This window comes from Butyrivibrio proteoclasticus P6B7, from assembly GCF_000622085.1.
Taxonomy (GTDB): Bacteria; Bacillota; Clostridia; order Lachnospirales; family Lachnospiraceae; genus Butyrivibrio; species Butyrivibrio proteoclasticus_A.
In genome coordinates this window covers 1-25,031 of record NZ_JHWL01000009.1, presented here as the reverse complement: position 1 = coordinate 25,031, position 25,031 = coordinate 1, and the positions used below count along the sequence as shown (strand labels likewise).

The window sequence follows — 25,031 nt, the reverse complement described above, 5'->3', positions numbered from 1 at the left end:
GGCACGTCATTTGACGCTTACTTATTAATAATTGGTTGACTATGACGTAACGTTATAGTTTATATTATTTATGGACATGTTCAATGACATAATGTTTAACACGCCGTGAGCAAGAAATCCCCCACCTCTATAGGTGGTGGGATGAATTGCGATAAACACGGCACTTATTATGTAGGCAAAAGAACAAATGTTTGCTATAATTGTATACATGAACAGAGCTGTCAAATACAGAGCATATCCCACAACTGAACAAAGTGTTATGTTTGCCAAGACCTTTGGCTGTTGCCGTAAGATCTATAACCTCATGCTTTCCGATAAGATTGAAAGCTATAAGATTACAGGTAAGTTTCCAACTGTAACACCTGCCAAATACAAAAAAGATTATCCTTATCTCAAAGAAGTGGATAGTCTCGCTCTTGCAAATAAGCAGATGGATTTACAGGCTGCATTCCGTAATACATTTAGTAAATTCCGTAAAAAGAAGAACGGATTTCCTAAATTCAAGTCTGCCAAGCATAGCCGTAAGTCTTATACTACAAACAATCAGAAAGGTACTGTTGCTATCATAGACAACCAGTACATCAAACTTCCTAAGATTGGCAAGGTAAAAGCTGTTATCCATCGAATCCCTGATGATAGTTGGGTTATTAAGTCTGCCACTGTATCACAGGAATCAGATGGTAAATATTACATCTCTGTACTTTTTGAGTTTGAAGATATCGCAAACACTTATGTGGCAGATAAAAACAACGCTATCGGTTTGGACTATGCTTCTGATGGTTTATACGTAGATAATAACGGTAACATTGGTACAAATCACAAATACTATCGTGAAAGCCATGATAAGCTTGCTAAATCACAACGTAGGCTGTCACGTATGCAAGGCTCTAAAAAGCATGAAATCAAATCCAATAATTACCTAAAGCAACTCCGTAAAGTAAACAAAATACATAGACATATCTCTAATCAGAGATTAGATAATCTGCATAAAATATCTACTGAGATAGCCAATCAGTACGATGTTGTATGTGTAGAATCTCTGAACATGAAATCTATGTCAAATAAAGGTTTTGGTAACGGCAAAGCTACTCTTGATAATGGATACGGTATGTTTCTGTCGATGCTTGAATATAAGTTATCAGAAAGAAACAAATATCTTGTAAAAGTAGATAAGTGGTTTCCGTCATCACAAATTTGTCATTGTTGCGGTACGATACATCCAGAAATGAAGGATTTAGCCATTCGTAAAATGGTATGCGATTGTGGTCTTACGATGAATCGTGACCAAAATTCAGCTATCAATATCTTAAACGAAGGATTACGATTACTGACTGAAGTAGCTTAAAAACAAATATTACAGTAGGGATGGAATTAGCCCGAACTTATACGCCTGTGGACATTGTGTAAGACATTGAGTTACGTATCATCGTAGCCAATGCAGTAGTGGTTGAAGCAGGAAGCTCCGACTTCAAATACGAAGTATTAAGTCGGAGTATTTCACGACACCGGAGGTAATCATGAACGTAAAGAGACTCTATTCGCCAGATATTTATACTAAGATCATGCTGGCAGATCCAGATAAAAAAGATGATATATACCGCTATGAAATGATGATGCCCTTTAAAGGCAAGTGGGACTGTTATCACATTCCAATGGTGGCCAAGTACCCAGGGGGATACGATATCATCATGGCTAATAACAGGCTGGGGCTCATGCCTCCATCTGAGATAGACAGCTCTTTTGACAGACAGATAAAAGAACTGTCGGATGAAGGAATGTGGGATTCCTGCCAGGAGGCAATAGAAGTGGCGCTGAAGAGATTCGAAGAACAGGGCGTAGAATTAAAGGTTTCAGAGTACCTGTTCTCAATCTTCCTGGCTAATCCCCAGAATGCCTACACAGTCATGAATGAAGGCTACTGCGGAGATGGCGGAATTCCTGGATATATCATGGGATGGCTTATCCCATCGGAAGAGACCATAAGAAGGCTTCCGGCGGCTCTGGCCCACGAGACCAATCACAATGTCAGATATCAGTACATCAAGTGGACCAACGATATTAACCTTGGGGAGATGATCGTCAGCGAAGGACTTGCTGAGAACTACGCCACAACCATATTTGGAGAAGAGGTCCTGGGCCCATGGGTTACCAAGACTGATCAAGAGCTCCTGCCTCTGATAAAAGAAATCATTCATGACGGACTGTCTGTGACAGGCTTTGATAATATCACTTCTTACCTGTATGGTGATGAAATGGCAAGAATACAGCACTTCCCGGAGGTGGGACTTCCTTATTGTGCGGGATATGCCACTGGCTACTACCTCATTAAGTACTACCTTGAAAAGACAGGTGTTCCTATCGAGAAGGCTACAATTCTTCCTGCAGATGAAATCCTTAAGCAGGTGCAGGAATTCTGGAATTAGTAGAGAATTTGATGATTATCATAATTGTATGAAATGGCTTTAGATGCATTGAAAAAGGATATGACAGAGAATAAGTGTATTGGATGAGAATTGAATGTTGGAGGGAATATGCTAACAGTAAATGAAGTAAGTAAGCTTGCAGGCGTGAGCATACGTACATTGCAATACTATGACAAGATAGGTCTTTTGCGACCTGCCAAGTACACGGAGGCAGGATATAGATTATATGACGATGCAGAACTTGAAAAGCTCCAGCAGATCATGTTTTTCAAAGAGCTGGAGTTCCCGCTGAAGGATATAAAGGCCATCGTAAATAGCTCGGGCTTTGATAAGCAGAAGGCGCTGAGCCAGCAGATTGAGATGCTGGAACTTAAGAAGGAGCATATTGAGAACCTGATCACCTTGGCAAAGGGAATGCGGGCCATTGGCTTTAAGCACGTGGCTCTGGATTTTTCGATATTTGATTCCAGTAAGTTTGATGAATACAGTAGGCGTGCAAAGGAGCAGTGGAACCAGACTCCTCAGTACAAAGAATTTGCCCAAAAGAGCAAGGGTTGGACCAAGGAGCATGACCAGCTGGTAATGGAGAACTTCATGAAGATCTTTGGTAAATTCGGTGAGATAAAAGCTTCTGATCCTTCGTCAAAGAAGGCTCAAAAGCTTGTTCAAAAGATGAAAGACTATATTACTGATAATCTCTACACCTGCACAGATGATATTCTATATAGCCTTGGTAAAATCTATGATGGCGGTGGTGAGTTTACTGATAATATCGATAAAATGGGCGGCGAAGGGTGTGCTTCATTTGTATATCAGGCCATAAAGATTTATTGCGGAAAGTGATGTTACTTTTCGAGAATATCAAGAACGCTCATGGCTATCTTTTCAGAATTACGGACTATGGCTTCAAGGCTTTCTCTGGACTCCTCGTCGCAGTCTTTCTCCATGAGAAGATCTGCGTTTCCTCTGATGACTGTAAGAGGAGTCTTGAGGTCATGGGCTATCTGGGCCATCTGTGCCTTTGAGTCTTGTTCCTTTTTCCATTTATCTTCCATGGTGGCAACTAGCTCTTTTTGCATTCCTTCAGTTGCAACGTTTATCTGATCAAGTTCGTATATCCCTGTGTTTATAAAAACATGCTGCTGTGTGTCAATTTTTTAAAGAAGCTGGCAGAAAGAGGAAAAGTAATCATTGTAGTCACGCATGATGAGGAGTTAATGAACTGTTGCTGTGATTGTAATTATCAGCTGTAGGCTTTATAGAATAAAATAGTAATTGTGCGCCATTTCAGCGTCGTATACAATGATTTTGTCAAAGGGCAGTTATCAATTTCAAAAGAGATAACTGCTCTTTTTACGCTTGTTTTAGAAGCAAAACCGCATGGTTATGCGCTTTCGTTGAAAACAAGTACTATTAATGATAGGATAAATATTGTTATTTTGTACTACCTTATAGGAGGATTTTTAAATGTTTTTTAAGAAGAAAAAAACAAAAGTGTTTGAAGATTATTTTTCTGAACTTCAAGCAGACATGGTTGATATATGTTTAGAGTATGTCGAGAATTATGCGGACATGATTTATATCTATTGTAGTTGTGAACCAAAGATGTTATCAGCAGATGTTTTCTATAGAATTAATAATATGTGTCTTCGCAAGCATAAGATAAATGATGCACCAGGGGAGCATCCTGAGTATTTTACAACTATTGATAATCAAAAGGCTGTTATACAAGTGCTTATAGAAGATCTGAAAAGTATTCAGGAATTATGCAAAAAGCATAATAGACCTATGCCTACGGAAATGAAGCTTTATTACAATGTAAAAACAGGTGGGTTTGATGCAGACTATAAGTATGAAGCAGTTTGTGCTGATGATTCAGGAAAGCTTCCGGATGATATATTTGATGCCTGGTTTTCTGAAGAGTCTGTTAAGTAAGGGTGCAACAATATAACAAAAGAACTGTTTTTACAGGCACTAATATTGGACTAAAAAGATAATGGCTTAAAAGGGGGGATTACTATGGCACTAATACAAGTAAATTACATGTCAAAGGCGTTGTTCAGGCTTGTTCCGCTTAATGTGATTTTGCCGGCGGATAGATTTGATGCGGATAATAACGAATACATGATGAAGAAAGACCAGAAGTTTAAAACGCTTTACCTTTTACATGGGCTTTTAGGAAACTATACGGACTGGGTAAGCCGAACACGCATACAACAATGGGCAGAGGAGAAAAATCTTGCAGTTGTTATGCCTTCAGGAGATAACGCTTTTTATTTTAAGTCAAGAACACCATGGAACGATTATGAGGCCTTTATTGGAGATGAACTACCAGCGATTACAAGGCAGATGTTTCCTCTTTCTGACAAAAGAGAAGACACTTTTATAGCGGGACTCTCTATGGGCGGTTATGGAGCGTTGAGAAACGGTATCGTGTTCTCGGACACTTTTAGTCATGTTATCGGTTTATCTTCTGCATTGCATATATTTGATGATTTATCGGAAGAGGCTAATATTGGGCTGTTTGACAATTTGGAAGAAGCGTCAAAGACCAATCTTAATCCAAAGATTGCCGCTGAAGATATGTTTAGAGAAAAAAGAGAAATTCCAAAGTTCTACATGTCTTGCGGAAGGCAGGATGATTTACTGGGAGTAAATGTTGATTTTAGGGATTTCTTGAGAAAAAACGGAGCTGACGTTACTTGGGATGAAGAAGATGGCGGACATGACTGGGATTTCTGGGACAGTCAGATAAAGAAAGTTTTGGATTGGCTTCCGTTGTTATAAGTCAGTGGGGACGGTTCTTTTTGACTTCGCCCTTGGGGCAGGCTTTAGAATTTAAGCAAAATGGACCAAGGAAAAAGAGCTAGTGGCTCATGAACTATGGGGCGAATGGAGGAGGAAAAAGGTATGCTGCCAACAAGACAGGAAGCGGAACGATTATTGCTAGAAGCTGAGAAGTGCAACATTGGAACATGGGGAGATCACAGCAGAGTTGCAGCTCATTGTGCTGAAAGCATTGCTAAGCTGTGTGAGGATTTAGATCCGGAGAAGGCTTATATATTAGGTCTTTTGCATGATATCGGAAGAAAGTTTGGGGTAAGACATCTGGGCCACGTATCTGATGGCTATTCATATATGATGTCCCTTAGCTACGACGAGGTGGGCAGGGTTTGTCTTACGCATTCATTTAATAATCTCAAGGTGGAAGAATATATTGGAAACGTTGATACTTCGGATGAGGAGTATGAGCTGATCGTGTCAGGGCTGGCTAGCATTACTCTTGATGAGTATGACAGGCTGATCCAGCTATGCGATGCACTGGCTGGAAGCGAGGGCGTACTCAATATCGAGGATCGCATGAATGATGTAAAAAGACGCTACGGCAATTTCCCTCAGGTTAAGTGGGATTCCAATATGTGGCTTAAGGACTACTTTGAAAAGAAGATTGGTATGGATATATACGAGGCTGTGGATAAGGATAATTATAGGCCAGAGCGTGGAGAATAATGCGAGGTTACACTAATGGTAATACGAGAAGGAAAAATCATTTCAAATGTAGGAATAGGTCCTTTTCTACTAGGAATGAGTAGTAAAGAGCTTGAAAACATAATAAGCGATTATACAACAGAAAACCGGGTTAACAACGTAAGAGTATATCATGTTGAGAATGCCCAGTTTTTCTTTGATGAAAATGATGCCTTGCAGCAGGTAGGAGTATCTTTAGGTTTCGAAAGTAAATATTTGGATGTCATTGGAATCGGAGATACCCTAAAAGAACTAACTAAACTTGGATATGAATACTATGAAGAATTTGATGATTACCTTATCCGAGGCGTAGATGGCATATGCTTTGAGCTGGGTGATACTGACTCAGACTATGACTGGAATGAGAAGGAAGCGCCAATAGAGTGGATATTTGTTTACGATAAGGAGGCAGACGAGAATTAGAACGTTAAGGAGACTGACATGAGTTACACAGACAAAAAAGTAAGAGTTACCGTAATTGAGAGCAAATGTCCCAAATATAAAGTTGGTGACGTTATATGCTTTGAAGGAAGCATGCTTGATAAAGAGCATAGCGACAATGTTTGCATGGTGGCTATGAACGCTATATATCCATTTATCTATGCATTCAGACGAGGTGGAGATTTGAAAAAGGGTCCATATCAGTGCGTGGATTGTAATGAATCAGTTGTTTTTGAAATCGAGAGTATTTAACGGAGCACAGAGTATCTGGAGAACCATTCCAAATGTCATATATAATCATAAACTCAACCAAAAAGAATATTGATTGGAAATGGGATGAGAACAGTATTCTAAATCACATTTCCTCTGATCATGACCCTAAGGACATATTTGACGCCGTATGCGCGGAAATAAAACACTACTACACTGGCAAAGAATCTTATAAAACATTAAAGAAAAAGGTCAAGTGGAAAGGAAAGTATTTAAATGCTGAGATGGCTTTCTGGTCATCCCACTCGAATCTTGCTGGAGAATTTGTGAATTTTGAAATAGTAACATCAGGATATTCCAACGACAGCAAAGGTATGGAGAACAAAGGATTGTTGTACTTAGGAATACGTCCTGCAAATTACGATATTCATGATATAGACTATGACCTGTTTAGAGAAATCATAGGCTATATCGACGCTTGCGTAGACTTCTTTAAAACTATAGACTCCTATGAAGGCTTCAAAAAGCTAATCAACGAGCAAGACTTTGCTTTTAAAGATGCGGTTTCAGAAGGCAATAGACAATTATTTTTGGAAAAGATAACGCTATGACAGGAAGATTGATAGACGGACATATACACATAGAAAATGGCGACTACACTTTGGACTGGATTCAGCAGTTTGTTGACAGAGCGGTCGAGATGGAACTTGATGAGATAAGGCTTCTAGAGCACAACTACATGTTCAAAGAGTTCGAGCCCATGTACGACACAGTGCGTTCATGCAGCGATTTTGTTAACAACTGGTTTATTAGAAAGGCTTGTAAAAAGAGCTATGAACAGTACCTTGATCTAATCGATAAAGTCAGGTCTAAACAGTATCCTGTCAGCATAAAGTTTGGTCTTGAAGTGTGTTATTTCAAGGATTATGAAGAACTGATCAAAGAACAGACTAAGGATAAAGGCTTTGACTTCTTACTTGGAAGCATTCATTTTGTAGATAACTTTGCCTTTGACCATACTGCGCAGTTATGGGAAGGAATCGATGTTGATAAGATCTATAGAGACTACTTCGAAGATTCCATAGACCTGGCACGAAGCAAAGTTTTTGATGGGCTAGGTCATCCTGATTCCATTAAGCTTTTTGGACACAGACCATCCTTTGATCTAGCAGATTACTATGAAAGGCTTGCGATAGCTCTTTCTGACAGTAATATGTATGCTGACCAGAATAGCGGTGCTCAAAGAAGATGCCCAGATACAGCTCCCCTTGGCATGGACAAAGAGCTAATTAAAGCGCTTAGAAGACACAATGTAAAGATCATTACCTCTTCAGATGCGCATCGCCCGGAAGATGTGGGATATAAGATAAAAGAACTTATGAAATACGGAGGAAATACTAATGTCGATTGTTACGATATACAAACCAAAGCTTGAAGATCTTTGGTTTAGAGAAAAGCTTATGGCAGATGAAGATACTATGTCTTATAACGCCAAATGGGGAGGAACAATTCCTTTTCCCAAAGAGGAGTGGGAGCCATGGTACGATGCATGGGTTAGAAATCCTGGAACTAACAGGTACTACCGCTATTTGGTGAACGAAGAAAATGAGTTTGTTGGTGAGATCGCATACCATTATGATAGGTCGCGAGATATTTATATATGTGATGTCATCGTTCTTGCTAGCTTTCGCGGACAAGGCTATGGCACAGCAGGAATACAGGAGCTGATCATAGCTGCAAAAGAAAACGGAGTCACAGTTCTTCACGATGATATCGCCGCAGACAATCCATCCTATCATCTGTTCCTTAAGAATGGATTTGAAATTGAGTATGAGAATGATGAAGTAGTTATGGTGAAAAAAGAGCTATAAATTCCAACCTATAGGGGGAAATCCAAATGATTAATTACAATATTGTTGATTTACCTAAAATTGCAATTATTAGAAAAGAAGGCTTGTGCACGAAAGAAAAGAATATAGTTCAGGATCTGTGGCAGCAAGCCAATTCCAACTTCAGCGAAATTGCAGATGTCGCAATGAAAAACGCTGATGGCTCTTTTGTTGGCTTCTGGGGAGCCATGAGCGATGAAACGATGTCTTTTATGCCGTGGACAGACGATTTCTCCAGAGGATTGTATTTGGCAGGCGTTGAAGTAGATGAAGATACTGAGACTCCAGATGGATGGACAAAGTGGGTTATGCCAGCAAGAAAATATCTTGTGACTGAGGTGAATTCTGATAACTATAGCGAGATATTTAAACGTGTGATTACAAGCCTTATTCCAGACCTTGGAATGAAACTTGCAGGTGCGGTCTGTGATTTTACAGAACCAGCAACTGGGCAGAATAAATTGTTTTTTCCAGTGGAGTGAGAATGAAAGAATACAGAACAGCTACCATCTCAGATTTAGAGAACATATATCAAGTTTAATAAAAAAAGAAATCGCCATTAATGTGGTTATTGCAGCTTAGGAGGACAGCTATGGGATTTATATCATTTAACGAAAAATACTATCAAAAGAAACTGGAAGAGTATGAAAATAATAGTCTTTCTGAATCTGAAATATATGAAGCAAAGCAGCTTCTGAAAATATTGGATGATCTGGCAGATGAAGGATATACAAATCTTAATAATAGGATGGAGACTGACTTCTCATGTATAACAAGATTGAGAGAAGTTTTGAAAAATAATGGTGCGATTCCTTTCCCTATTGATCACGAAAGATTGCCTGATACATTATATGACAATAAAGAATACGAAATGGAGGAAGTAATAGAAAAGCTAATATCAGATGCTGGGAGTTGCAGTAGTGATTCTGACAACCCTTTTCTAGAGACGATTTACAGATATTGCGAATGGATTGGACATGAAGAAGACACAGCATATGTTTTTCTGATGAGGGATGCGATTCTACCGTATGTATTCTTTAAAAGCAGGAACAAAGACAATCTCTATCCATGGCTGATCAGCCGTAAATTTTTGGAAGATATAACAAAAGAAGAAGGCGCGGATGATGACGTACGCATTCCTCTTTATGAGGCTTTGGAAAATGGATATATAAGATTTGACGAATACTTTACCTACTGCAAAGGGGAGATTCTTTCTTCTTTTGACTATTATCCGGAGTTAAAAGAACTACTTCTTAATCTTCTTGGTTCAATCAAACAGAAAAGAATTGTAGTGGTTGAATCAGGTTATATGGGAACCATTCCAATGATGCTGAAAGCACTGGATGACAGAGTTGATTTTAGGCTATTTACAACAGCTCCTTTTCTTTACGAAACATATAAAGACAAAATCTTCTGCCAGAAATATGAAGAAATCCGTAGTTTTGAGACCTTGTATTCAAATGATCTTTTTATGCAGTATTCTTCATATGATAACGAGAAATTCTACGTGAAGATTTCTAATGATGAAGCTGTGCACGATAAGGCAATTTCAGAAATTAAGAAAATGATTAATCTAAGAGAAGACAAAGAAGTCGAAAAACTAAGATGAGTATCGGGATTTGCAGGGGAAGATAATGATTGAAATAAAAATTGCAACAAAAGAAGATATTGAGAGTTTAATGAACATTCGTCTTGAGATGCTTAAGGTGGTGAATAATCTACCAGAGGATTATGAATATTCAGATGAAATAATCAATGAAAGTCGCAACTACTTTTTGAGTGGAAATCAGATGACTGTTCTTGCCAGCAATGGAGATGATGTTATTGGCTGCGCATCCATGAGTTTTTTCAGGATAATGCCAACATTTAGTCACCCAACTGGAAAACGGGCCCATCTTATGAATGTATATACAAGACATGATTATCGTCGTCAGGGGATTGCTCAAAAGATGGTTGAGTTGTTAATGGAGAAAACTTGGGAAAAGGGTGCAACTGAAATCAGTCTTGATGCAACATCATTGGGTAGACCGCTCTATGAAAAATTAGGATTTACTGATTCAACAGAATGTATGGTTATATCAAAACTATAGGAGAAAGTGGTAATCCGACCATTCATTTGTATGAAAAGTATGGATTCAAGATGAAATCTCACATATTAGAGTTGGAGCGATAGAATCGGGAGCATTAGTAGCAATTACACTTATGATTGCAGAATCTAATCCAGATGAAAAAGATATTATGACTACTTTGGTTATGAATTTATTAAAGATGTAAACAATTCAGGTTTATTGGAGAAGAATATGAGGATAGAACATGTAGCTCTTTACGTAAATGATTTGGAATCGGCCAAAGATTTCTTTGTCAACTATCTTGGCGGCAGATCAAATGATGGTTATCACAATAAAACAACTGATTTTAAATCATTCTTTATAAGTTTTGAGGATGGTGCGAGACTGGAACTCATGACAAAGCCTGAGCTGATTGACACTGAGAAAGCTCTTAATCGAACAGGATATGCTCATATTGCCTTTTCCTTAGGCAGTAAGGAGAAGGTAGATGAGCTGACAGAGAGATTGCGGGCAGCAGGATATGAAGTCGTTAGCGGACCGAGAACTACAGGAGATGGCTACTATGAGAGCTGCATAGTTGCAATCGAAGGGAATCAGATAGAGATTACTAAATAATAAATCGGGATTTGAGGAGACGATTATGATAATAGAAATGGAACCAATTGGATATGTTAGAAATGAAGTAAAGGACAGAAAAGATGTTTCTTGGGGAGAAGACGCTTCTTCTATAATATTGGATGAAGAGTATATCTCCGGTTTGAAAGGACTTGAAGATTTTTCTCATGTGAATATCATTTATCATCTTGATAAAGCGAAGTATGAAAAGGACAAGCACCTTCAAAGAAGGCCTCAGAATCGAGATGACATGCCATTAGTTGGGATTTTTTCACAGCGTGGAAAAGATAGACCTAACCGTATCGGAATAACCTCTGTAAAAATAGTTTCCGTTTCTGAAGACAGAATTGTTGTTGAAGGTCTTGATGCAGTAGATGGAACTCCTGTTTTAGATATAAAGCCATATTATCCTGTATATGATAGGAAAGATGCATCAGTTCCTGAATGGGTTGATCGTTTGATGGAACATTATTTTTGATTAACAAATTCAAGTTTGTATGGAACTTGAATCATTTGCAAAATTGATATCGGAAAAAAGAAATGCCTTGGGCCTATCTTTAGAGGACATTTCTGTTAAGACAGGTATCACTGTCACGACTTTACAGAAATACGAGACTGAAAAGCAGAAGCCTACCGCAGCAGATATCAAAAGTCTTGGAAAAGCTCTTGATATTCCACCTGTGATACTGATGCATGGCCCAGGAACTGTGCATTATAGCGGCGTTGATGAGGATGGACATAGAACATCAAAGTGGGAAGAATTTTGAGGAGAGCATATTGACGTGATTATGATTTGACCAAAGTTAAGGTTACGTTAAGGTTTACATCAATATACAGAAATAAACCGGATTTATGATTATATTTATAAAAAGAAAAAGTGGGTAAGAGGGAGTTTTTTATGCCTGATAAGAAGTACAAAATACTAGTTGTTGACGACGAACCTCAAATAGCAGGGCTCCTAAAGGTCTGTCTTGAGATGCACAATATGGATGTAAAAGAAGAATATGATGGCAGTAAAGCTTATGAATCGTTCAATGCTGAACACTTTGACCTTGTCATTACAGATGTAATGATGCCAGTTATGGACGGCTATGAGTTGGTTGAAAAGATCAGAAAGCAGAGCAATGTGCCGGTGTTATTCCTTACCGCCAAGGGCGATGTTCTGGACAGAATAAAGGGACTTAATCTTGGCGCAGATGATTATATTGTTAAGCCCTTTGATCCAATGGAGGTTGCGGCAAGAGTTCTTTCAACTCTCCGCAGGTGCTATGGTTATGATCGTCAGGAAGAGGGAAAAGAGCTTATTTGCGGGGCACTAAGGCTTAATCCTTCATTAAAGCGTCTTTATAAAAATGATGAGTCCGTAGAACTTACTGCGCTGGAATACAGGATGACAGAGTTTTTCATGAGCAATATCGGACAGGTTCTTACCAAGGATCAGATATATGAGGCAGCTTGGGAAAGCGATAAGTTCCCTGATGATAACAGCATCATGGTTGCCATAAGCAAATTGCGATCCAAAATATCTGATGGAGAAAATGATTATATCCACACTATCAGAGGCTTGGGATATCGGATGGAAGAAAAATGAGACTTAAGTATAAATGGAAACTGCAATCATTTCTGATAATAATTCTTGCATATGTTTTTTTACTTATCTTATTTATTGATAAGATCAAGGAATTTTTGATGGGAGTTATAGATGGCTTTTATGGCAGTGAAGGTATCAGCAAGGATATTGGTACTCAGATTACCATTGCAAGCATAATCGTAACTTATTTTCTTTTCTGGGGACTTGCTAATATTTTGGAAAAAAATATTTCTGAACCCGCCAGGAAAATAGCAGATAATATGAATCTGGTAAGCTCAGGGAATCTTGATGTGCAGATGGAAGTTAAGGACAGCTTTGAATTTGCAGAGATGGAAGAAGCTTTCAACAACATGGTCTTTAAATTAAAAGAGGCTCAGACACTCAGAGAGCAAAACGAGGAACAGAACAGACAGTTATACGCAGGTATCGCCCACGATCTGAAAACTCCGATGACTATGGTAATGGGATATGCAAGACTTCTCAAGGAAAAAGATATATCTGAGGATGAGAGGGATCGTTATCTGACCATAATCGAGCAACAGATAAAGGCAGCCAATGTTCAGCTTGAGGACATGCTTGGCTATGCCAAATACGGAAGCACTGATTATAAGATTTATCCGGAAGAAGGCAACATTGCAGGATTTCTCCGAGGAATTTTAGCAGATATGTTTTATAGATTCGAGGATAGAAAGATGATCCTTGAGCCTGACATACCAGATAGTGTCTCTTGCAAATATGACGCTGAGCAGATGAAACGTGTTTTTACAAACCTTATAAATAATGCCATCAGACATAATCCCGAAAAGACCACCTTTAAAGTATCAGTGAAAGTGGATAGAAGCGCAGTTATCAGCTTTTCAGATAATGGTCCATTTCTGGAAGACGACCTAAAGACCCACATCTTTGAGCCCTACAAAAAGGGTAAAAGCGGTGGAAGCGGGCTTGGATTATCAGTGGCCAAACGAATTGTTGAGCTTCATAATGGAAGTCTTGAATATATAGAAAATCCGGAAGATGGTTACAAAAGCTTTGTAGTGACTTTGCCTTTGGACTGATCCGGAGAGGAAATAATTATGGAAACAAAAAAGGATAATAAAGTAAAAATAGTATTTGGAGCGGTTGGTATAGCACTGCTTTACTTATTGATCCAACTGGCCGTATCAATAATCTTTAGCGTAGTAGTGACACTTACTATGTATACAGCTGACATGGATAAGGAAACCCTGCTAAGTAAAATCAGTGAATTGCAACCGTTTATGTTGCTTATCTCAAATTTTATCAGCACGATATTATTTGGAGTCTGGTATTATCTGGGATATGTTAAAAAAGATAAGCTTGCAGGTACCTATGAACCCTGGCTTAAGAAAATATGTGATGCAAAAGTTATTGCTTTTATCGTCTTTTCATCACTGGCGATAGGTCTTTTAGACAGACATATAGCCGATCTGATAATAATGATATTCCCAGAAAGTGGTGACTTATTGTCAACAATAATATCAGGCGTATCCGAGGCTAATCCTATAAATATCATATCGATGGTTTTATTGGCATCCACGTCCATAGCCTTTGCTTTTCAAGGCATCATAATGCAAAGTATGAAGAAATCCTTTGGAATGGCAGGCTGCGTTATTATCCCAGCAATTCTTTTTGCGATAATAATGCTTAATCCTGTGCAGACGATTTATGGAATTCCATTTGGTCTTGTGATGATGTTTGTTTCCTATAAATTTAATTCAGTTGTACCTGGTATGCTGGTGCTTATGATAAATAATGCAGGTGCGATGATAATATATGAGATATTTGAGTCTGGATTATCACCAGTTGTAAGCGCTGTTCTTGTTGTTGTATTCCTGACTCTTTCAATTCTTATTTATAGGAAATTACCTGTCCCTGATAAGTATGGCAAGGATACTCATTCTTTAAGAGAATAGTTCTTTAAAAAAATAATATAAAAATAAGGTTACGTTAAGATTTACTTCAATCTGCGGAAATGATTCCGAATTATCATGTTTTCATCGGGCAAGGGAAAGCGCGAAAACATGAAGCGGAATTGTTGCCAGATTGAAGTTTCTTTTATTTAAAGGATTAAAAATATTATTTTATATGAAGAAGGAGAATGAGTATGAAAACAACAAAAGGAAGTAAGGTAAAAGCAGTTTTTGCAGGATTAGGAATTGTCATGCTGCTTTTGGGAGTACAGATGGTTATTGGAATGATATTTGGGGTCGCAGCAACCTTAAAATATACTGACCAGGCAGAAATTTTGAATTATGTTTCTGAAAAGGCATCTGCAATAACATTCTGGGGCGAGGTAGCTTGCATAGTAGTGTTTGGTCTGTGGTATTACCTTGGATACGTAAGAAAAGATAAGAAACTTGGAACTTATGAATCAGGACTTAAAAAGGTAGCAAATGTGAAGTCCATTGCATTCCTTACATTCGCAGCACTTGGCTGCTATGGTCTTGTTCTGATCCTTGTAAAGGCTATCACAGTTCTTATCCCAGGAAGCATGGAATTATATAGCCAGATAATGGGAGCTGCAACAGGCGGAAATCCAGTCCTTGCAATAATTGCAGTAGTACTTCTTGCACCAGCTGCTGAGGAATTAGCATTAAGAGGCTTAATGCTTAAGAGTTCAAAGAAAGCATTTGGAATTGTAGGTTGTGTAGTTCTTTCAGGACTTATGTTTGGACTTATGCACATGAACCCAATGCAGAGCCTTTATACAATTCCTATGGGATTATTACTTGGATTCGTAGCATATAAGTACAATTCAGTAATTCCTGCAATCATCATGCACTTTATCAATAATGCAGCTTCTTGTTTTATACCAGCATTCTTAGGAAGAGCAGTTAACGTTATTGAAGCAACTATCATCTTCGTAGTGTTCTCAGCACTTGCTGTTATCGTTTACAAAAAGTTCTTTGCAAAGACTGAGCAGACTGAGACACCTGAAGTTGCTGCATAATATAAAGACTAATTAGACTTATGGAATAAAGAGACTTTTCTAGAGCTGATTCTCTGGAAAGTCTCTTTTTTACTGCATTTAGATATGGTATTATCATGAATAAGTGTTAGAAGCTTGCTTTTCTATGGGGGGAAAACGTACGGAAGTGTTGTACGAAGATGAGATAATACAATGCTATACCGATAATAGACCGGGCATACATTTTAATGTGACAGATGCAGAGGAAAAGAGCTATGAACAGATTTATTGAGTGCACAGCACTTTTTGTAAAAGGGTATATTCCTGCAGAGATTTTTGTGAGCTTTGTTTACGATAACACTGACGTCTTTGAAGCTCTTTTGGATGCGGATGCGTATCAGACAATACTTGATTACTCACCTGTAGAAAAAGAATCAAAAATCAGGATGTATTCTGAGATTGAAAGATACATGAATGAAAAAAATGCAGATGAACTAGAAAGTATCCATGATGCATATGTTGAACTAATCATGGATTCTGACAGAACAGATTTTGCAGCCAAGTATCTACGTAAAAAGAATGAAAAGGTAAAAGAAATTGTTATCGACTGCGAATTGGCTTCTGATGGCGAGATGCTTAGAAAACTAGTTAAGACTAAGTTTGGACTTGATGATACTTGCTGTGGTGATAGCTGGGATGCGATAGATGACTTGATTCTAGAAGAGGTTTATCCAGAAAAAGTAATCCTAAAAAACTGGGATATGATCTGTAAAACTATGAGCGTAGATGCTAATGCACTTAAGGATGTTCTAACAAAACATGGTTATGTAGAGGAAGAGCACAATATCTTTTTACATGATGAAAGCAGGGCGTAGGAAATGAAATGTTTTGGCTACTACATAGTAAAGCCGGTTGAGAAGCCGGATTACGTAAAGCTTGATGTTGATCAAATATTATCAGTGGGCGAGTTTGTAAATGATCTGTTCCCGGATTTAACTAAATGCTTTTGGGCAAATATTCCAAAGAAGGACAAAATTGAATATAAAGAGTATTTAAAACTTACAGATGATGAATTTACAGAGTTCTGCAATTTGGTTTCGGATTTTTTACATAGCAGATTGATGTCGCCCTACGGAAAATTCAGCAGACTAGAAGAAGCTATAAAGATGCGTAGTTATCTTAAAAAAGTTGAAGACTTTAAGATAGTTGGTGTATATACAAGCGACCAGTATTTTGATGAGTATGCGGAGGGAGAGACTTTCAAAACTTATAAAGCTGGTGAAGAGTGCTCAGTTCCACGCAAGTACCTAGGCATAGATATCCTTGGATGTGAATGTGGTGGTCCAGGAGCATTTTGGTTTGACTGCTACCTTGATGATGGTCTTAATGAAGAGATTGAGAAGCATACGGATTGCAATTATAAATTGAGCCGCGAGACAGGGCTTATCCAGAATTCTTTTGAAGAAGCAGAGAAGTTCTGCGACTGGATTCAGGGTATGGGCGAGCCTGTGATCTGGACTCCCTTTGAAGTTTATGAGTACCTGATCTAGAGATTAAATAGTTTTTGTGCGCATTTGGGCATAAGAAGGGAGTTCAGAAAAACTATGGAACTAGATTCATTTGCAAAATTGATATCGGAAAAACGAAAAGCCTTAGGATTGTCTTGGGCTGAGCTTTCTGAGAAGACAGGTATCGAAGCTGCGACTATAGAGAAATACGAAGCTGGTAAGCAGAAACCTACAGCTGCGGATATTAAAGGCCTTGGAAATGTTCTTGGGATACCACCTATGATACTGATGCATGGTCCAGGAACTGTGCATTATAGCGGCTTTGACGAGAATGGGCACAGAACATCAAAGTGGGAAGAATTTTGAGGAGATAGATATGAGTTTTTTATTTGTGGCACTTGGAGGTGCTTTGGGTGCAGTGGCACGATACACAATAAGTCTAATTCCTGTTAAGACGGGATTTCCTGTTTTAACCCTTATTACCAATATTCTTGGAGCAATACTAATTGGATTTATAGTGGGAATAACAAGCAATAGAGAAGGCATATCAGAGAATACTGTGCTCTTTTGGAAGACAGGTGTATGCGGAGGTTTTACTACATTTTCTACATTCTCCCTTGAGGCATTCAATCTTTTTGATAAAAAACAATATGTGTATGGTGGATTATATGTGGCATTAAGTGTAATCTGTTGTATCGCTGGCATCTATTGTGGCAAGAAACTTGCAGATATGATAAGCCTATAAACACAGATATACAGGGGACGACATGTTTAATAGATTCAAACTAAAAGGTAATGTAAGCGGAGCTATCAGATCTGATGAGGAGCTTGCATCAATAGATAAACGAGCAGCTGACGAAACGTTCAAAATACAGAAGAAGAGACTTGATGCATTCTTGCAGCAAAAAGGATTCGTTAAGTATAAGACCAATTCTTATCTAAGAAGAAATCGGCTTAATGTATTGGAATACATTGATTTGCAAAAAGAACGTTACGGCTCAAGGACTTTCACAGTTAACTATGCCTTGACCTCTCTATATGTTCCACATGCTTTTTTCTCATTTGACTTAGGAGACAGACTGGGAAAGCTCATATGCGATAAAGATGTTTGGTGGGATTATGCTAATGAGCAGATTGCTGAAGTGAGCTTTAATAATGTTATCGAGGCAATAGAGATAGTTCTTTTACCATGGTTTGAAGAAATGGAGAATCTAGAATCCATAAGAAAAGAACTAACTACACAAAAGAAAAAACGTGAAAGCCATTGTGGTCGTTTATCAGATACGCAGGCTTTCTGGTTAGATGCAATAGAAAAAGATACGTGGGATGAGGCAATAGTTCTTAGTAACATAGAAACTTTTAAATTGCCAAAGAAATTATCTTAGGTAAGAGGAGGAGAGGTTATGAAAAAGAAAGTTTTGATTAGCGCCCTTGGTGTGGTGCGGCACTTGTAGGATGTGGCGCAGCAAGTGAAAATGAGGTTGGACTTCAGCAGGAACCAATCCCTGTAGAAGAGGCTGTACAGGATGCTACAGAGATTGCTATAGAGAGTGCAACAGAAACTCCAACAGATTCCACAGCCACAAGAAAAGACGGTGAGCGATTTGAAGATGTCATCATTCTTGAGGGCATGGAAGAACCAGTAAACTATGAGCACGCCGTTAATGATGTGCTTGGAATTGAGATTGACTGTCAATAAATGAGAGTAAAATGGAGGACTGGCTTTGTCAGTATTGATAGATTTATTTTTTACCTTTGCCAGGATTGGCATGTTCACTTTTGGCGGAGGTTATGCAATGATTTCTCTTATTGAGAATACGTGCGTAGAGAATAAAAAATGGATAACACATGATGAGATGATGACGGTTGCAGTAATAGCAGAGTCCACACCAGGACCCATTGCGATTAACTGTGCTACTTATGTTGGATATAAGAGGGGAAAGCTTCCAGGAGCAATAGCTGCAACATTTGGGATGGTTTTACCTTCGTTTATCATTATTTTTATGATATCACAATTCCTAAATCGATTTTTAGAGATAACATGGGTGGCTAATGCTTTTAAAGGAATCAAGATAGCAGTAGGAATTCTTATTGTTGATGCGGCACTTAAAATGCTTCATAAGATGAAGAAAAAGCCAATGCAAATTATCATGGTATGCTTGGCTGTTGTAGCTATGCTTTTAATAAATATCTTTGCGTTAAACATTTCATCAATGGTTCTAATGCTTGCATCTGCAGTTATAGGAATTGTGGTTTTTTCCATCAATAATCTTGGAAGGGAGCGTGAAAAGAAATGATATATATAGATCTTTTTATAGGCTTCCTTGAAGTGGGATTATTTTCATTTGGAGGAGCGTATGCTGCCATACCTCTTATCAGAGATGTTGTTTTGGCACACGGCTGGCTCGATGAAGAAATGCTAACCTATATGATCGCCATAAGTGAAAGTACGCCGGGACCAATCATGGTAAATATGGCCACCTATGTAGGAAGTGAAAAAGGTGGTTTGTTAGGTGCTGCTATAGCTACAACAGCTGTAGTGTTGCCTGCATTTTTTATCATTCTGATAATTATGATAGTTATGAATAAGTTCCTTCAGAACCGATACGTACAAGCTGCCTTAAGTGGCTTGAAGCCTTGTATTATTGGCATTATTTTAGTGACTGGCGCAATTATGATTTTAAAGAACTGCGGACTAATAGTCGATGGCAAAATAGACGTACTTACCATTGGATTAACCTGTGGTATTGCGTTTGTGTATTTTGGTTCAAGGAAATTTATGAAAAAAGCTATCAATCCCATTATGCTAATATGCTTGTCAGCTTTGGTGGGCGTTGTAGCGTATGCTTTGTAGCTGTTAACCATAAATGGAACGACTTTTAAATCTATGGGTATGAAGTGGAGAGACAGATAATGAAGATAGGAATCATTCAAGCTAGTTCTCAAGCTAATAAAAATGATCTGATCTATAATACTGTAATTAAGTATGCGCCGAAGGGTTCAGAGGTTATTAACTTTGGCTGCACGCTAGATGAAAAGAATAACTATTCTTATATAGACATTTCAATTCTTGTTGGCATATTGCTTTCAAGTGGCGTGGTTGATTTTGTTGTCACTGGCTGTTCATCTGGTCAGGGCATGATGCTTGCTTGTAATAGCATGCCAGGAGTAATCTGCGGATATGCGCCAACACCAAGGGATGCGTATTTGTTTGCACAGATTAACAACGGCAATGCCATATCTTTGCCATTAGGCGAAGACTATACATGGACTGGCATCGACAACTTTGAAAAGACAATTGAAGCTCTTTTCTCAGAGCCTTTTGGACAGGGCTATCCAAAGAGTGAGGCGGAAAGGAAGCTTAAGGATACTGAGAAGTTAAAAGAGATTAGAAGAGCAGGACAGGTCTCTATGAACGAATTACTAGATAGGTTGGATCCGTCACAGCTGGAAAGAATAAAAACAAAAAAGGATGCTATGCAGTTTGTGAGGATGATATGAAGAAAAAGATATTATTAATGATTGTAGCTTTGCTACTTTTGGGCGGATTAGGTTTAGCTCTTTTGTATACAGGCGTGCTCCACATAAATAATCCGTCAAAGGAAAGATATCCGATTCGAGGAGTTGATGTCTCTCATTATCAAGGAGAGATAGATTGGGATACACTTGCAAAAGAAGATATTCAATTTGCCTACATCAAAGCTACAGAGGGATCACAGTCTAAGGACGAGCAATTCGACGTAAACTGGAGTGAGGCTCAGGATAAAGGATTACGAATCGGAGCATATCATTTCTTTAGCTTGGATTCTCCTGGATCAACGCAGGCTGAGAATTTTTGTGGGACAGTAATTGCAGTGGAGGGAATGCTTCCGCCTGTAGTGGATATTGAACCCTATGGATATTACAGTGATATAGAACATCTTGATAAGGAAAAAATGATTACAGAGCTGGCAGTCTTTTTGAAAGATGTGGAGTCTTTTTATGGATTGAAACCAGTTATATACACAACAGAAGAATGGTGGGAAATATTACAGGAAGATTTTGATGGCTATGATCTATGGATCAGAAATGTATATGGCAAGCCAGATTCATCAATTCGTTGGACTTTCTGGCAGTTTTCCAACCGTCATGTGTTGTCCGGATACTCTGGAGAGGAACGGTACATCGATATGAATATCTTTTACGGAGATGAAAGTGAGTTCTTTTCTTATTACTGAATTATGTTAGGGACAGGATAATATGGGGGAGTTTCGTAGCAACATTTTTGCGACAGTGATAAGTATAATTCTGGTGGCGGTATTCTTTGCCAACTTGGTACTTTCACGAGACTGCAATTTGATTATGATAATTCTGACCGGCGGCGGAAGACTTGTAGACTTTTTAGGAGCATCCCGGGATAATCTAATTGTTGATCAGCAGCTATATAGACTAATTTCTTATGGGTATTTACATCCAGCTATATGGCATTTAATGGCCAATGTTTATGCATTGTGGTATGCGTGTTCATTTATCGAAAAAGAGCTAAACAGGATTTCCATTATTCTAATTTATCATGTTGGACTAATTGTTCCATGCGCTATCTTTTTACTGATATTTCCTAAGGGATATATGTACGGTGCATCTCCGGCTATATTCTGTTTTTTGGGAATGATGGCGATGTGGCTGATTAAGGATTGTTCGCTATTGGATGAGTACAAGAGACTTAGAGGATATCGATATCTATTATGTTATTTGATCATATCTAATCTTCTGAGCCTGGGGACGTTTGTTGTTCACTTAACGGGCTTTTGCGTGGGAATGTTATTGGGACTTGTTGTTAAGCGGAAATCATGTTTGGAATAACGTCAAATTCTTAAAGATTTCTTGCTTGAGAACAAAGAGGAGGTCATTGAGATGGGAGTATTAGAATATGCAGATTAATTGCAGCTTTTGGGGGAGTAATAATGAAACTAGATATCATAGGATCTGTTGCTAGTGGGAAGACTACACTTGCAAGAGAACTATCAGAAATATATAACATTCCGTTTTATCAGAAAGACAATATTGTTTGGGAGCGCACTCCAGAAGGAGATAAAAAGCGCAGTGACAAAGATCGCGACGAACTATTCCAAGAAATAATAAATGGTGATAACTGGATTGTAGAAGGATCACCAAGAAAGCTGTTGCGTGAGAGCTTTGAAAAATGTGATTACATCATACTGTTAGATGTACCACTCCGTAAAAGATTTACAACTTCTGGGGATGCCAAAGATTTTATTAGCATGGAGTATGAAAAGAGGGAATTGTGAAGATATATTTTGCGAGACACGGACAAACAGATTGGAATACTCTAGGAAAAGTGCAGGGCACAACTGACATTCCATTAAATGAAAATGGAATAGCGCAAGCACAGCTGCTTTGCAAAAACCTTGAGGAAAAAGATATTTCTTTTGAAAAAATATATACCAGCTACCAGGCTAGAGCAGTTAAGACTGCGCAGATAATAGATGAACACTTCCATACAGGGTATGAGATAGTTAGAGGCTTGGAAGAAATGAATCTGGGATTGTTTGAAGGGCATACCTGGGATGAGATTCTTTCTTTATATGATGAAGAGCATAAGCTGTGGCTTTCAAATAAGAGATATAATTGCACCCCTGACGGCGAATCATATCAAATGGTTATGGAAAGACTGTTTAAAGCACTTGATTATATTCTTGGTCAGCACAACACTTCTTCAGATAAGAACCTCCTGATAATATCCCACGGAGCTGTAATCATGACGCTTCTTGCTATGAAAAGAAATATACCTTTTGAGCAGTCGCATACAATTGAGGTTGACAATGCGTCACCTATAGAATTCAGTATAGAGGAATTAGAGGGGATAAGAGAAAGGCTATGACTAGTTTATTTGCTGAAGGACTAATTGAGAATAACATAGACAAACTTTTGAAAGCACCTAAGAGTGACCTGCACAACCATTCAACCAAAGGTTGCAGGCTTAAGTGGGTTGAAGAGAAAACGGGGCATTCTTTTCCTGCTCCTCCGGAAAGCTTTGACGGACTTGATGGTATGCAGAAGTGGTTCACAACCTATGTGAAACCCTATTGCTCAGGATATGAAGGCATAGTCTTAAGATGGGAAGGCTCCTTTGCTGAAGCAGGACGCAACAACATTAGAAGACTATCAATGAATTTCGGAACCGAGGAGATTGAATTTGTAGGTGGAATGGCTAAATTCCGGGAAATGATAGAGGGCTTTCACATGAAACACTGCCCGGAATCGGTTTTTGAACCGGAACTTACTTATATCTCATCCCGCGATATGGCTTCTGCGTCAGATGCAATTGATGAGTATGTAAATACGGGATTCTTTAAATCAATCGATGTCTGTGGCGGTGAGAATATACAGCCATTTGAAGCCTTCATTCCCCTGTATCGAAAGGCTGAACAGTACGGCCTTACTAAGATAATGCATGTCGGCGAGTCGGGAACTGCAGATGATGTAAAAAGAGCTGTCGAAGTCCTGGGACTTGATGAAGTCCACCATGGAATTGGCGCTGCTTCATCAAAGGACACTATGCGATTTCTTTCTGATAATCACATCCAGCTCAATGTCTGCCCTTCCAGTAACGTAATGCTTCGCTATGCTAAGGATTATGAGCATCATCCAATAAAGACACTGGTGGAAAATGGTGTTGAGGTTACGATCAATACCGATGATCTTCTGATTTTCAACAGTTCGATAGAGAATGAATACCTTAAGCTTTACAAGGCAGGAGCCCTATCAGTGGATCAGTTGGATGAGATTAGACTTAGGGGATTAAACGGGAAACGAGAACAACAAGGTTTTATATATGGATGACTGTAATGTTTAAAAGAACGGAAGAAAAGTGGCTTACAGATTTGTACGGAGATGAATATAAGGAGTATTGCAAGCGGGTAAACAGGTGTATTCCGTGGTTCCCGCGATGATTGTCAGATAATTATTGTTTCCAGTAAAACTTACTATCAGAGAAAAGGAGCACGGTATGTTTGAAATAAAGGATTGTAAAGATTACGAAGTGGCGAAGAATCTGATAAGGGAATACTCAGAGATTAAAGGTGCTGAGAGCTGTTTTGTATCGTTGGATAGGGAATTAGCTGATCTTGGCACATATTATAAAGATGGAGCATTGTTGATTGGATATGAAAATGAGAATCCTATAGCTACTATAGCGATTAGGCGTATAGATAATGACTCATGTGAAGCAAAGAGACTTTATATTAAGCCAGATTATCGCGGCAAAGGTTATGCGAGAGTTCTTATGAATGAGATGCTGGATAGAAGCAGGAAATTAGGCTTTAAGGAGGTCACATTTACTACCAAACCAGAAGTGATGAGCATTGGATATGGATTATATAAGCGTATGGGATTTGAAGAAGTGAATTGTACTGATGGCGTGGCTTCTATGAGAATGATTTTATAAGCAATATATTGCAATTTAAACTACAACCAAACTCAGTTTAAAAGTTGCATGTTCTGAGGATTATCTGGTTGGTTTTCCTTCTGGTTAAATGGAGGATTTTACGGCCCTATATTCATTTTCTGTAAAAAAGATGTAGAGATTTTTTCGGGCCAACGTCTTTATTTTTGATTTAATAGAAAAAGCAGTAAGGATTTGGAGTTGGTGAACTAAACTAGTTACAAGTATACTGCTAAAAAAACAGAAAACTTGTTTTTAGCAGTAAGATCAGGCGGACAAAAGTTGACCACAAGCTAATTTGCGAGATTCAGTACTGCTTAAAAAGCAAAAATAAAGATATAGACGTAGCACATTTTTTTCTTGGCATCCAAAATTTGAAAAGCTCTA

Annotated in this window: 36 protein-coding genes; 35 read left to right on the top strand and 1 reads right to left on the bottom strand. The window is 38.5% G+C overall.

Features of this window, described 5'->3' with window-relative positions; all coding sequences use genetic code 11:
- The first annotated feature begins 187 nt into the window (after positions 1-187).
- From T541_RS0107780 to T541_RS0107770, 3 genes are all read left to right on the top strand, one after another.
- Entirely contained in the window at positions 188-1,345 is a 1,158-nt protein-coding gene (locus T541_RS0107780; RefSeq protein WP_242840760.1) for a transposase, read from the top strand.
- A gap of 172 nt (positions 1,346-1,517) precedes the next feature.
- A complete protein-coding gene (locus T541_RS0107775; RefSeq protein WP_026652174.1) occupies positions 1,518-2,423 on the top strand; it encodes a DUF2268 domain-containing protein in 906 nt (301 codons plus the stop codon).
- Between the two features lie 108 nt (positions 2,424-2,531).
- Positions 2,532-3,266, top strand: a complete 735-nt coding sequence (locus T541_RS0107770) for a MerR family transcriptional regulator (protein WP_026652173.1) — start codon at positions 2,532-2,534, stop codon at positions 3,264-3,266.
- Between the two features lie 2 nt (positions 3,267-3,268).
- Here T541_RS0107770 and T541_RS0107765 read toward each other — a convergent pair whose 3' ends face one another.
- Positions 3,269-3,502: a sensor histidine kinase gene (locus tag T541_RS0107765; protein ID WP_081779900.1), complete on the bottom strand. Its 234-nt coding sequence runs from the start codon at positions 3,500-3,502 to the stop codon at positions 3,269-3,271.
- Positions 3,503-3,890: 388 nt separating this feature from the next.
- Here T541_RS0107765 and T541_RS0107760 point away from each other — a divergent pair, with 388 nt between their 5' ends.
- The 32 genes from T541_RS0107760 (at position 3,891) to T541_RS0107605 (ending at position 24,647) form a co-directional block, all read left to right on the top strand.
- Positions 3,891-4,358: a hypothetical protein gene (locus T541_RS0107760; protein WP_026652171.1), complete on the top strand. Its 468-nt coding sequence runs from the start codon at positions 3,891-3,893 to the stop codon at positions 4,356-4,358.
- A gap of 84 nt (positions 4,359-4,442) precedes the next feature.
- A complete protein-coding gene (locus tag T541_RS0107755) occupies positions 4,443-5,210 on the top strand; it encodes an alpha/beta hydrolase (protein WP_026652170.1) in 768 nt (255 codons plus the stop codon).
- Positions 5,211-5,333: 123 nt separating this feature from the next.
- On the top strand, positions 5,334-5,933 hold the full coding sequence (locus tag T541_RS0107750) for an HD domain-containing protein (protein ID WP_026652169.1): 600 nt from the start codon (positions 5,334-5,336) through the stop codon (positions 5,931-5,933).
- 15 nt (positions 5,934-5,948) lie between these two features.
- Complete coding sequence (locus T541_RS0107745; protein ID WP_026652168.1) at positions 5,949-6,374, top strand: hypothetical protein; 426 nt, start codon at positions 5,949-5,951, stop codon at positions 6,372-6,374.
- An 18-nt stretch (positions 6,375-6,392) separates the two neighbouring features.
- Complete coding sequence (locus tag T541_RS0107740) at positions 6,393-6,644, top strand: TIGR04076 family protein (RefSeq protein WP_026652167.1); 252 nt, start codon at positions 6,393-6,395, stop codon at positions 6,642-6,644.
- 32 nt (positions 6,645-6,676) lie between these two features.
- Positions 6,677-7,213, top strand: a complete 537-nt coding sequence (locus T541_RS0107735) for a hypothetical protein (protein ID WP_026652165.1) — start codon at positions 6,677-6,679, stop codon at positions 7,211-7,213.
- Complete coding sequence (locus T541_RS19140; RefSeq protein WP_051538153.1) at positions 7,210-8,037, top strand: PHP domain-containing protein; 828 nt, start codon at positions 7,210-7,212, stop codon at positions 8,035-8,037. The genes T541_RS0107735 and T541_RS19140 overlap by 4 nt, the downstream gene beginning before the upstream one ends.
- The gene (locus T541_RS0107725; RefSeq protein ID WP_197025154.1) at positions 8,003-8,473 is read left to right on the top strand and encodes a GNAT family N-acetyltransferase; all 471 of its coding nucleotides are present in this window, start codon (positions 8,003-8,005) and stop codon (positions 8,471-8,473) included. Before T541_RS19140 ends, T541_RS0107725 begins: the two co-directional genes overlap by 35 nt.
- A 26-nt stretch (positions 8,474-8,499) precedes the next feature.
- A complete protein-coding gene (locus T541_RS0107720; protein WP_051538152.1) occupies positions 8,500-8,973 on the top strand; it encodes a GyrI-like domain-containing protein in 474 nt (157 codons plus the stop codon).
- 110 nt (positions 8,974-9,083) lie between these two features.
- Entirely contained in the window at positions 9,084-10,100 is a 1,017-nt protein-coding gene (locus T541_RS0107715; protein ID WP_026652162.1) for a hypothetical protein, read from the top strand.
- A 25-nt stretch (positions 10,101-10,125) separates the two neighbouring features.
- Positions 10,126-10,581 carry a GNAT family N-acetyltransferase gene (locus T541_RS0107710; protein WP_026652161.1) on the top strand — a complete coding sequence of 152 codons (456 nt, stop codon included), beginning with the start codon at positions 10,126-10,128 and terminating at the stop codon, positions 10,579-10,581.
- A gap of 210 nt (positions 10,582-10,791) precedes the next feature.
- The gene (locus T541_RS0107705) at positions 10,792-11,175 is read left to right on the top strand and encodes a VOC family protein (RefSeq protein WP_026652160.1); all 384 of its coding nucleotides are present in this window, start codon (positions 10,792-10,794) and stop codon (positions 11,173-11,175) included.
- Between the two features lie 25 nt (positions 11,176-11,200).
- Entirely contained in the window at positions 11,201-11,653 is a 453-nt protein-coding gene (gene tsaA, locus T541_RS0107700) for a tRNA (N6-threonylcarbamoyladenosine(37)-N6)-methyltransferase TrmO (RefSeq protein WP_026652159.1), read from the top strand.
- Between the two features lie 19 nt (positions 11,654-11,672).
- A complete protein-coding gene (locus T541_RS0107695; RefSeq protein ID WP_026652158.1) occupies positions 11,673-11,942 on the top strand; it encodes a helix-turn-helix domain-containing protein in 270 nt (89 codons plus the stop codon).
- 131 nt (positions 11,943-12,073) lie between these two features.
- Positions 12,074-12,766, top strand: a complete 693-nt coding sequence (locus T541_RS0107690) for a response regulator transcription factor (RefSeq protein ID WP_026652157.1) — start codon at positions 12,074-12,076, stop codon at positions 12,764-12,766.
- 98 nt (positions 12,767-12,864) lie between these two features.
- Positions 12,865-13,821, top strand: coding sequence for a sensor histidine kinase (locus tag T541_RS0107685; protein ID WP_197025152.1), 957 nt, complete (start codon positions 12,865-12,867; stop codon positions 13,819-13,821).
- A gap of 18 nt (positions 13,822-13,839) precedes the next feature.
- The gene (locus tag T541_RS0107680; protein WP_026652155.1) at positions 13,840-14,697 is read left to right on the top strand and encodes a CPBP family intramembrane glutamic endopeptidase; all 858 of its coding nucleotides are present in this window, start codon (positions 13,840-13,842) and stop codon (positions 14,695-14,697) included.
- A gap of 191 nt (positions 14,698-14,888) precedes the next feature.
- Positions 14,889-15,734 carry a CPBP family intramembrane glutamic endopeptidase gene (locus T541_RS0107675; protein WP_026652153.1) on the top strand — a complete coding sequence of 282 codons (846 nt, stop codon included), beginning with the start codon at positions 14,889-14,891 and terminating at the stop codon, positions 15,732-15,734.
- A gap of 233 nt (positions 15,735-15,967) precedes the next feature.
- Positions 15,968-16,567, top strand: a complete 600-nt coding sequence (locus T541_RS0107670; RefSeq protein WP_026652152.1) for a hypothetical protein — start codon at positions 15,968-15,970, stop codon at positions 16,565-16,567.
- A 3-nt stretch (positions 16,568-16,570) separates the two neighbouring features.
- On the top strand, positions 16,571-17,242 hold the full coding sequence (locus T541_RS20650) for a hypothetical protein (RefSeq protein WP_051538151.1): 672 nt from the start codon (positions 16,571-16,573) through the stop codon (positions 17,240-17,242).
- 54 nt (positions 17,243-17,296) lie between these two features.
- Positions 17,297-17,566 (top strand): helix-turn-helix domain-containing protein, encoded by a 270-nt coding sequence (locus T541_RS0107660; protein WP_026652151.1) that lies wholly within the window; start codon positions 17,297-17,299, stop codon positions 17,564-17,566.
- 10 nt (positions 17,567-17,576) lie between these two features.
- Positions 17,577-17,945: a fluoride efflux transporter CrcB gene (crcB, locus tag T541_RS0107655; protein ID WP_026652150.1), complete on the top strand. Its 369-nt coding sequence runs from the start codon at positions 17,577-17,579 to the stop codon at positions 17,943-17,945.
- A 22-nt stretch (positions 17,946-17,967) separates the two neighbouring features.
- Entirely contained in the window at positions 17,968-18,585 is a 618-nt protein-coding gene (locus T541_RS0107650) for a DUF4304 domain-containing protein (protein WP_026652149.1), read from the top strand.
- Positions 18,586-18,924: 339 nt separating this feature from the next.
- Positions 18,925-19,497, top strand: a complete 573-nt coding sequence (locus T541_RS0107645) for a chromate transporter (protein WP_026652148.1) — start codon at positions 18,925-18,927, stop codon at positions 19,495-19,497.
- Positions 19,494-20,054: a chromate transporter gene (locus T541_RS0107640; RefSeq protein ID WP_026652147.1), complete on the top strand. Its 561-nt coding sequence runs from the start codon at positions 19,494-19,496 to the stop codon at positions 20,052-20,054. Before T541_RS0107645 ends, T541_RS0107640 begins: the two co-directional genes overlap by 4 nt.
- A gap of 59 nt (positions 20,055-20,113) precedes the next feature.
- Positions 20,114-20,701 (top strand): RpiB/LacA/LacB family sugar-phosphate isomerase, encoded by a 588-nt coding sequence (locus T541_RS0107635; protein ID WP_026652146.1) that lies wholly within the window; start codon positions 20,114-20,116, stop codon positions 20,699-20,701.
- Entirely contained in the window at positions 20,698-21,417 is a 720-nt protein-coding gene (locus T541_RS0107630) for a glycoside hydrolase family 25 protein (protein ID WP_026652145.1), read from the top strand. Before T541_RS0107635 ends, T541_RS0107630 begins: the two co-directional genes overlap by 4 nt.
- Before the next feature lie 22 nt (positions 21,418-21,439).
- Positions 21,440-22,042, top strand: coding sequence for a rhomboid family intramembrane serine protease (locus tag T541_RS22180; protein WP_026652144.1), 603 nt, complete (start codon positions 21,440-21,442; stop codon positions 22,040-22,042).
- A gap of 101 nt (positions 22,043-22,143) precedes the next feature.
- Positions 22,144-22,488, top strand: coding sequence for an AAA family ATPase (locus T541_RS0107620; RefSeq protein ID WP_026652143.1), 345 nt, complete (start codon positions 22,144-22,146; stop codon positions 22,486-22,488).
- Positions 22,485-23,081, top strand: a complete 597-nt coding sequence (locus tag T541_RS0107615) for a histidine phosphatase family protein (protein WP_026652142.1) — start codon at positions 22,485-22,487, stop codon at positions 23,079-23,081. The genes T541_RS0107620 and T541_RS0107615 overlap by 4 nt, the downstream gene beginning before the upstream one ends.
- Complete coding sequence (locus T541_RS22060) at positions 23,078-24,043, top strand: hypothetical protein (RefSeq protein WP_051538150.1); 966 nt, start codon at positions 23,078-23,080, stop codon at positions 24,041-24,043. The genes T541_RS0107615 and T541_RS22060 overlap by 4 nt, the downstream gene beginning before the upstream one ends.
- A gap of 166 nt (positions 24,044-24,209) precedes the next feature.
- Positions 24,210-24,647 carry a GNAT family N-acetyltransferase gene (locus T541_RS0107605; RefSeq protein WP_026652141.1) on the top strand — a complete coding sequence of 146 codons (438 nt, stop codon included), beginning with the start codon at positions 24,210-24,212 and terminating at the stop codon, positions 24,645-24,647.
- Positions 24,648-25,031: the final 384 nt, after the last annotated feature.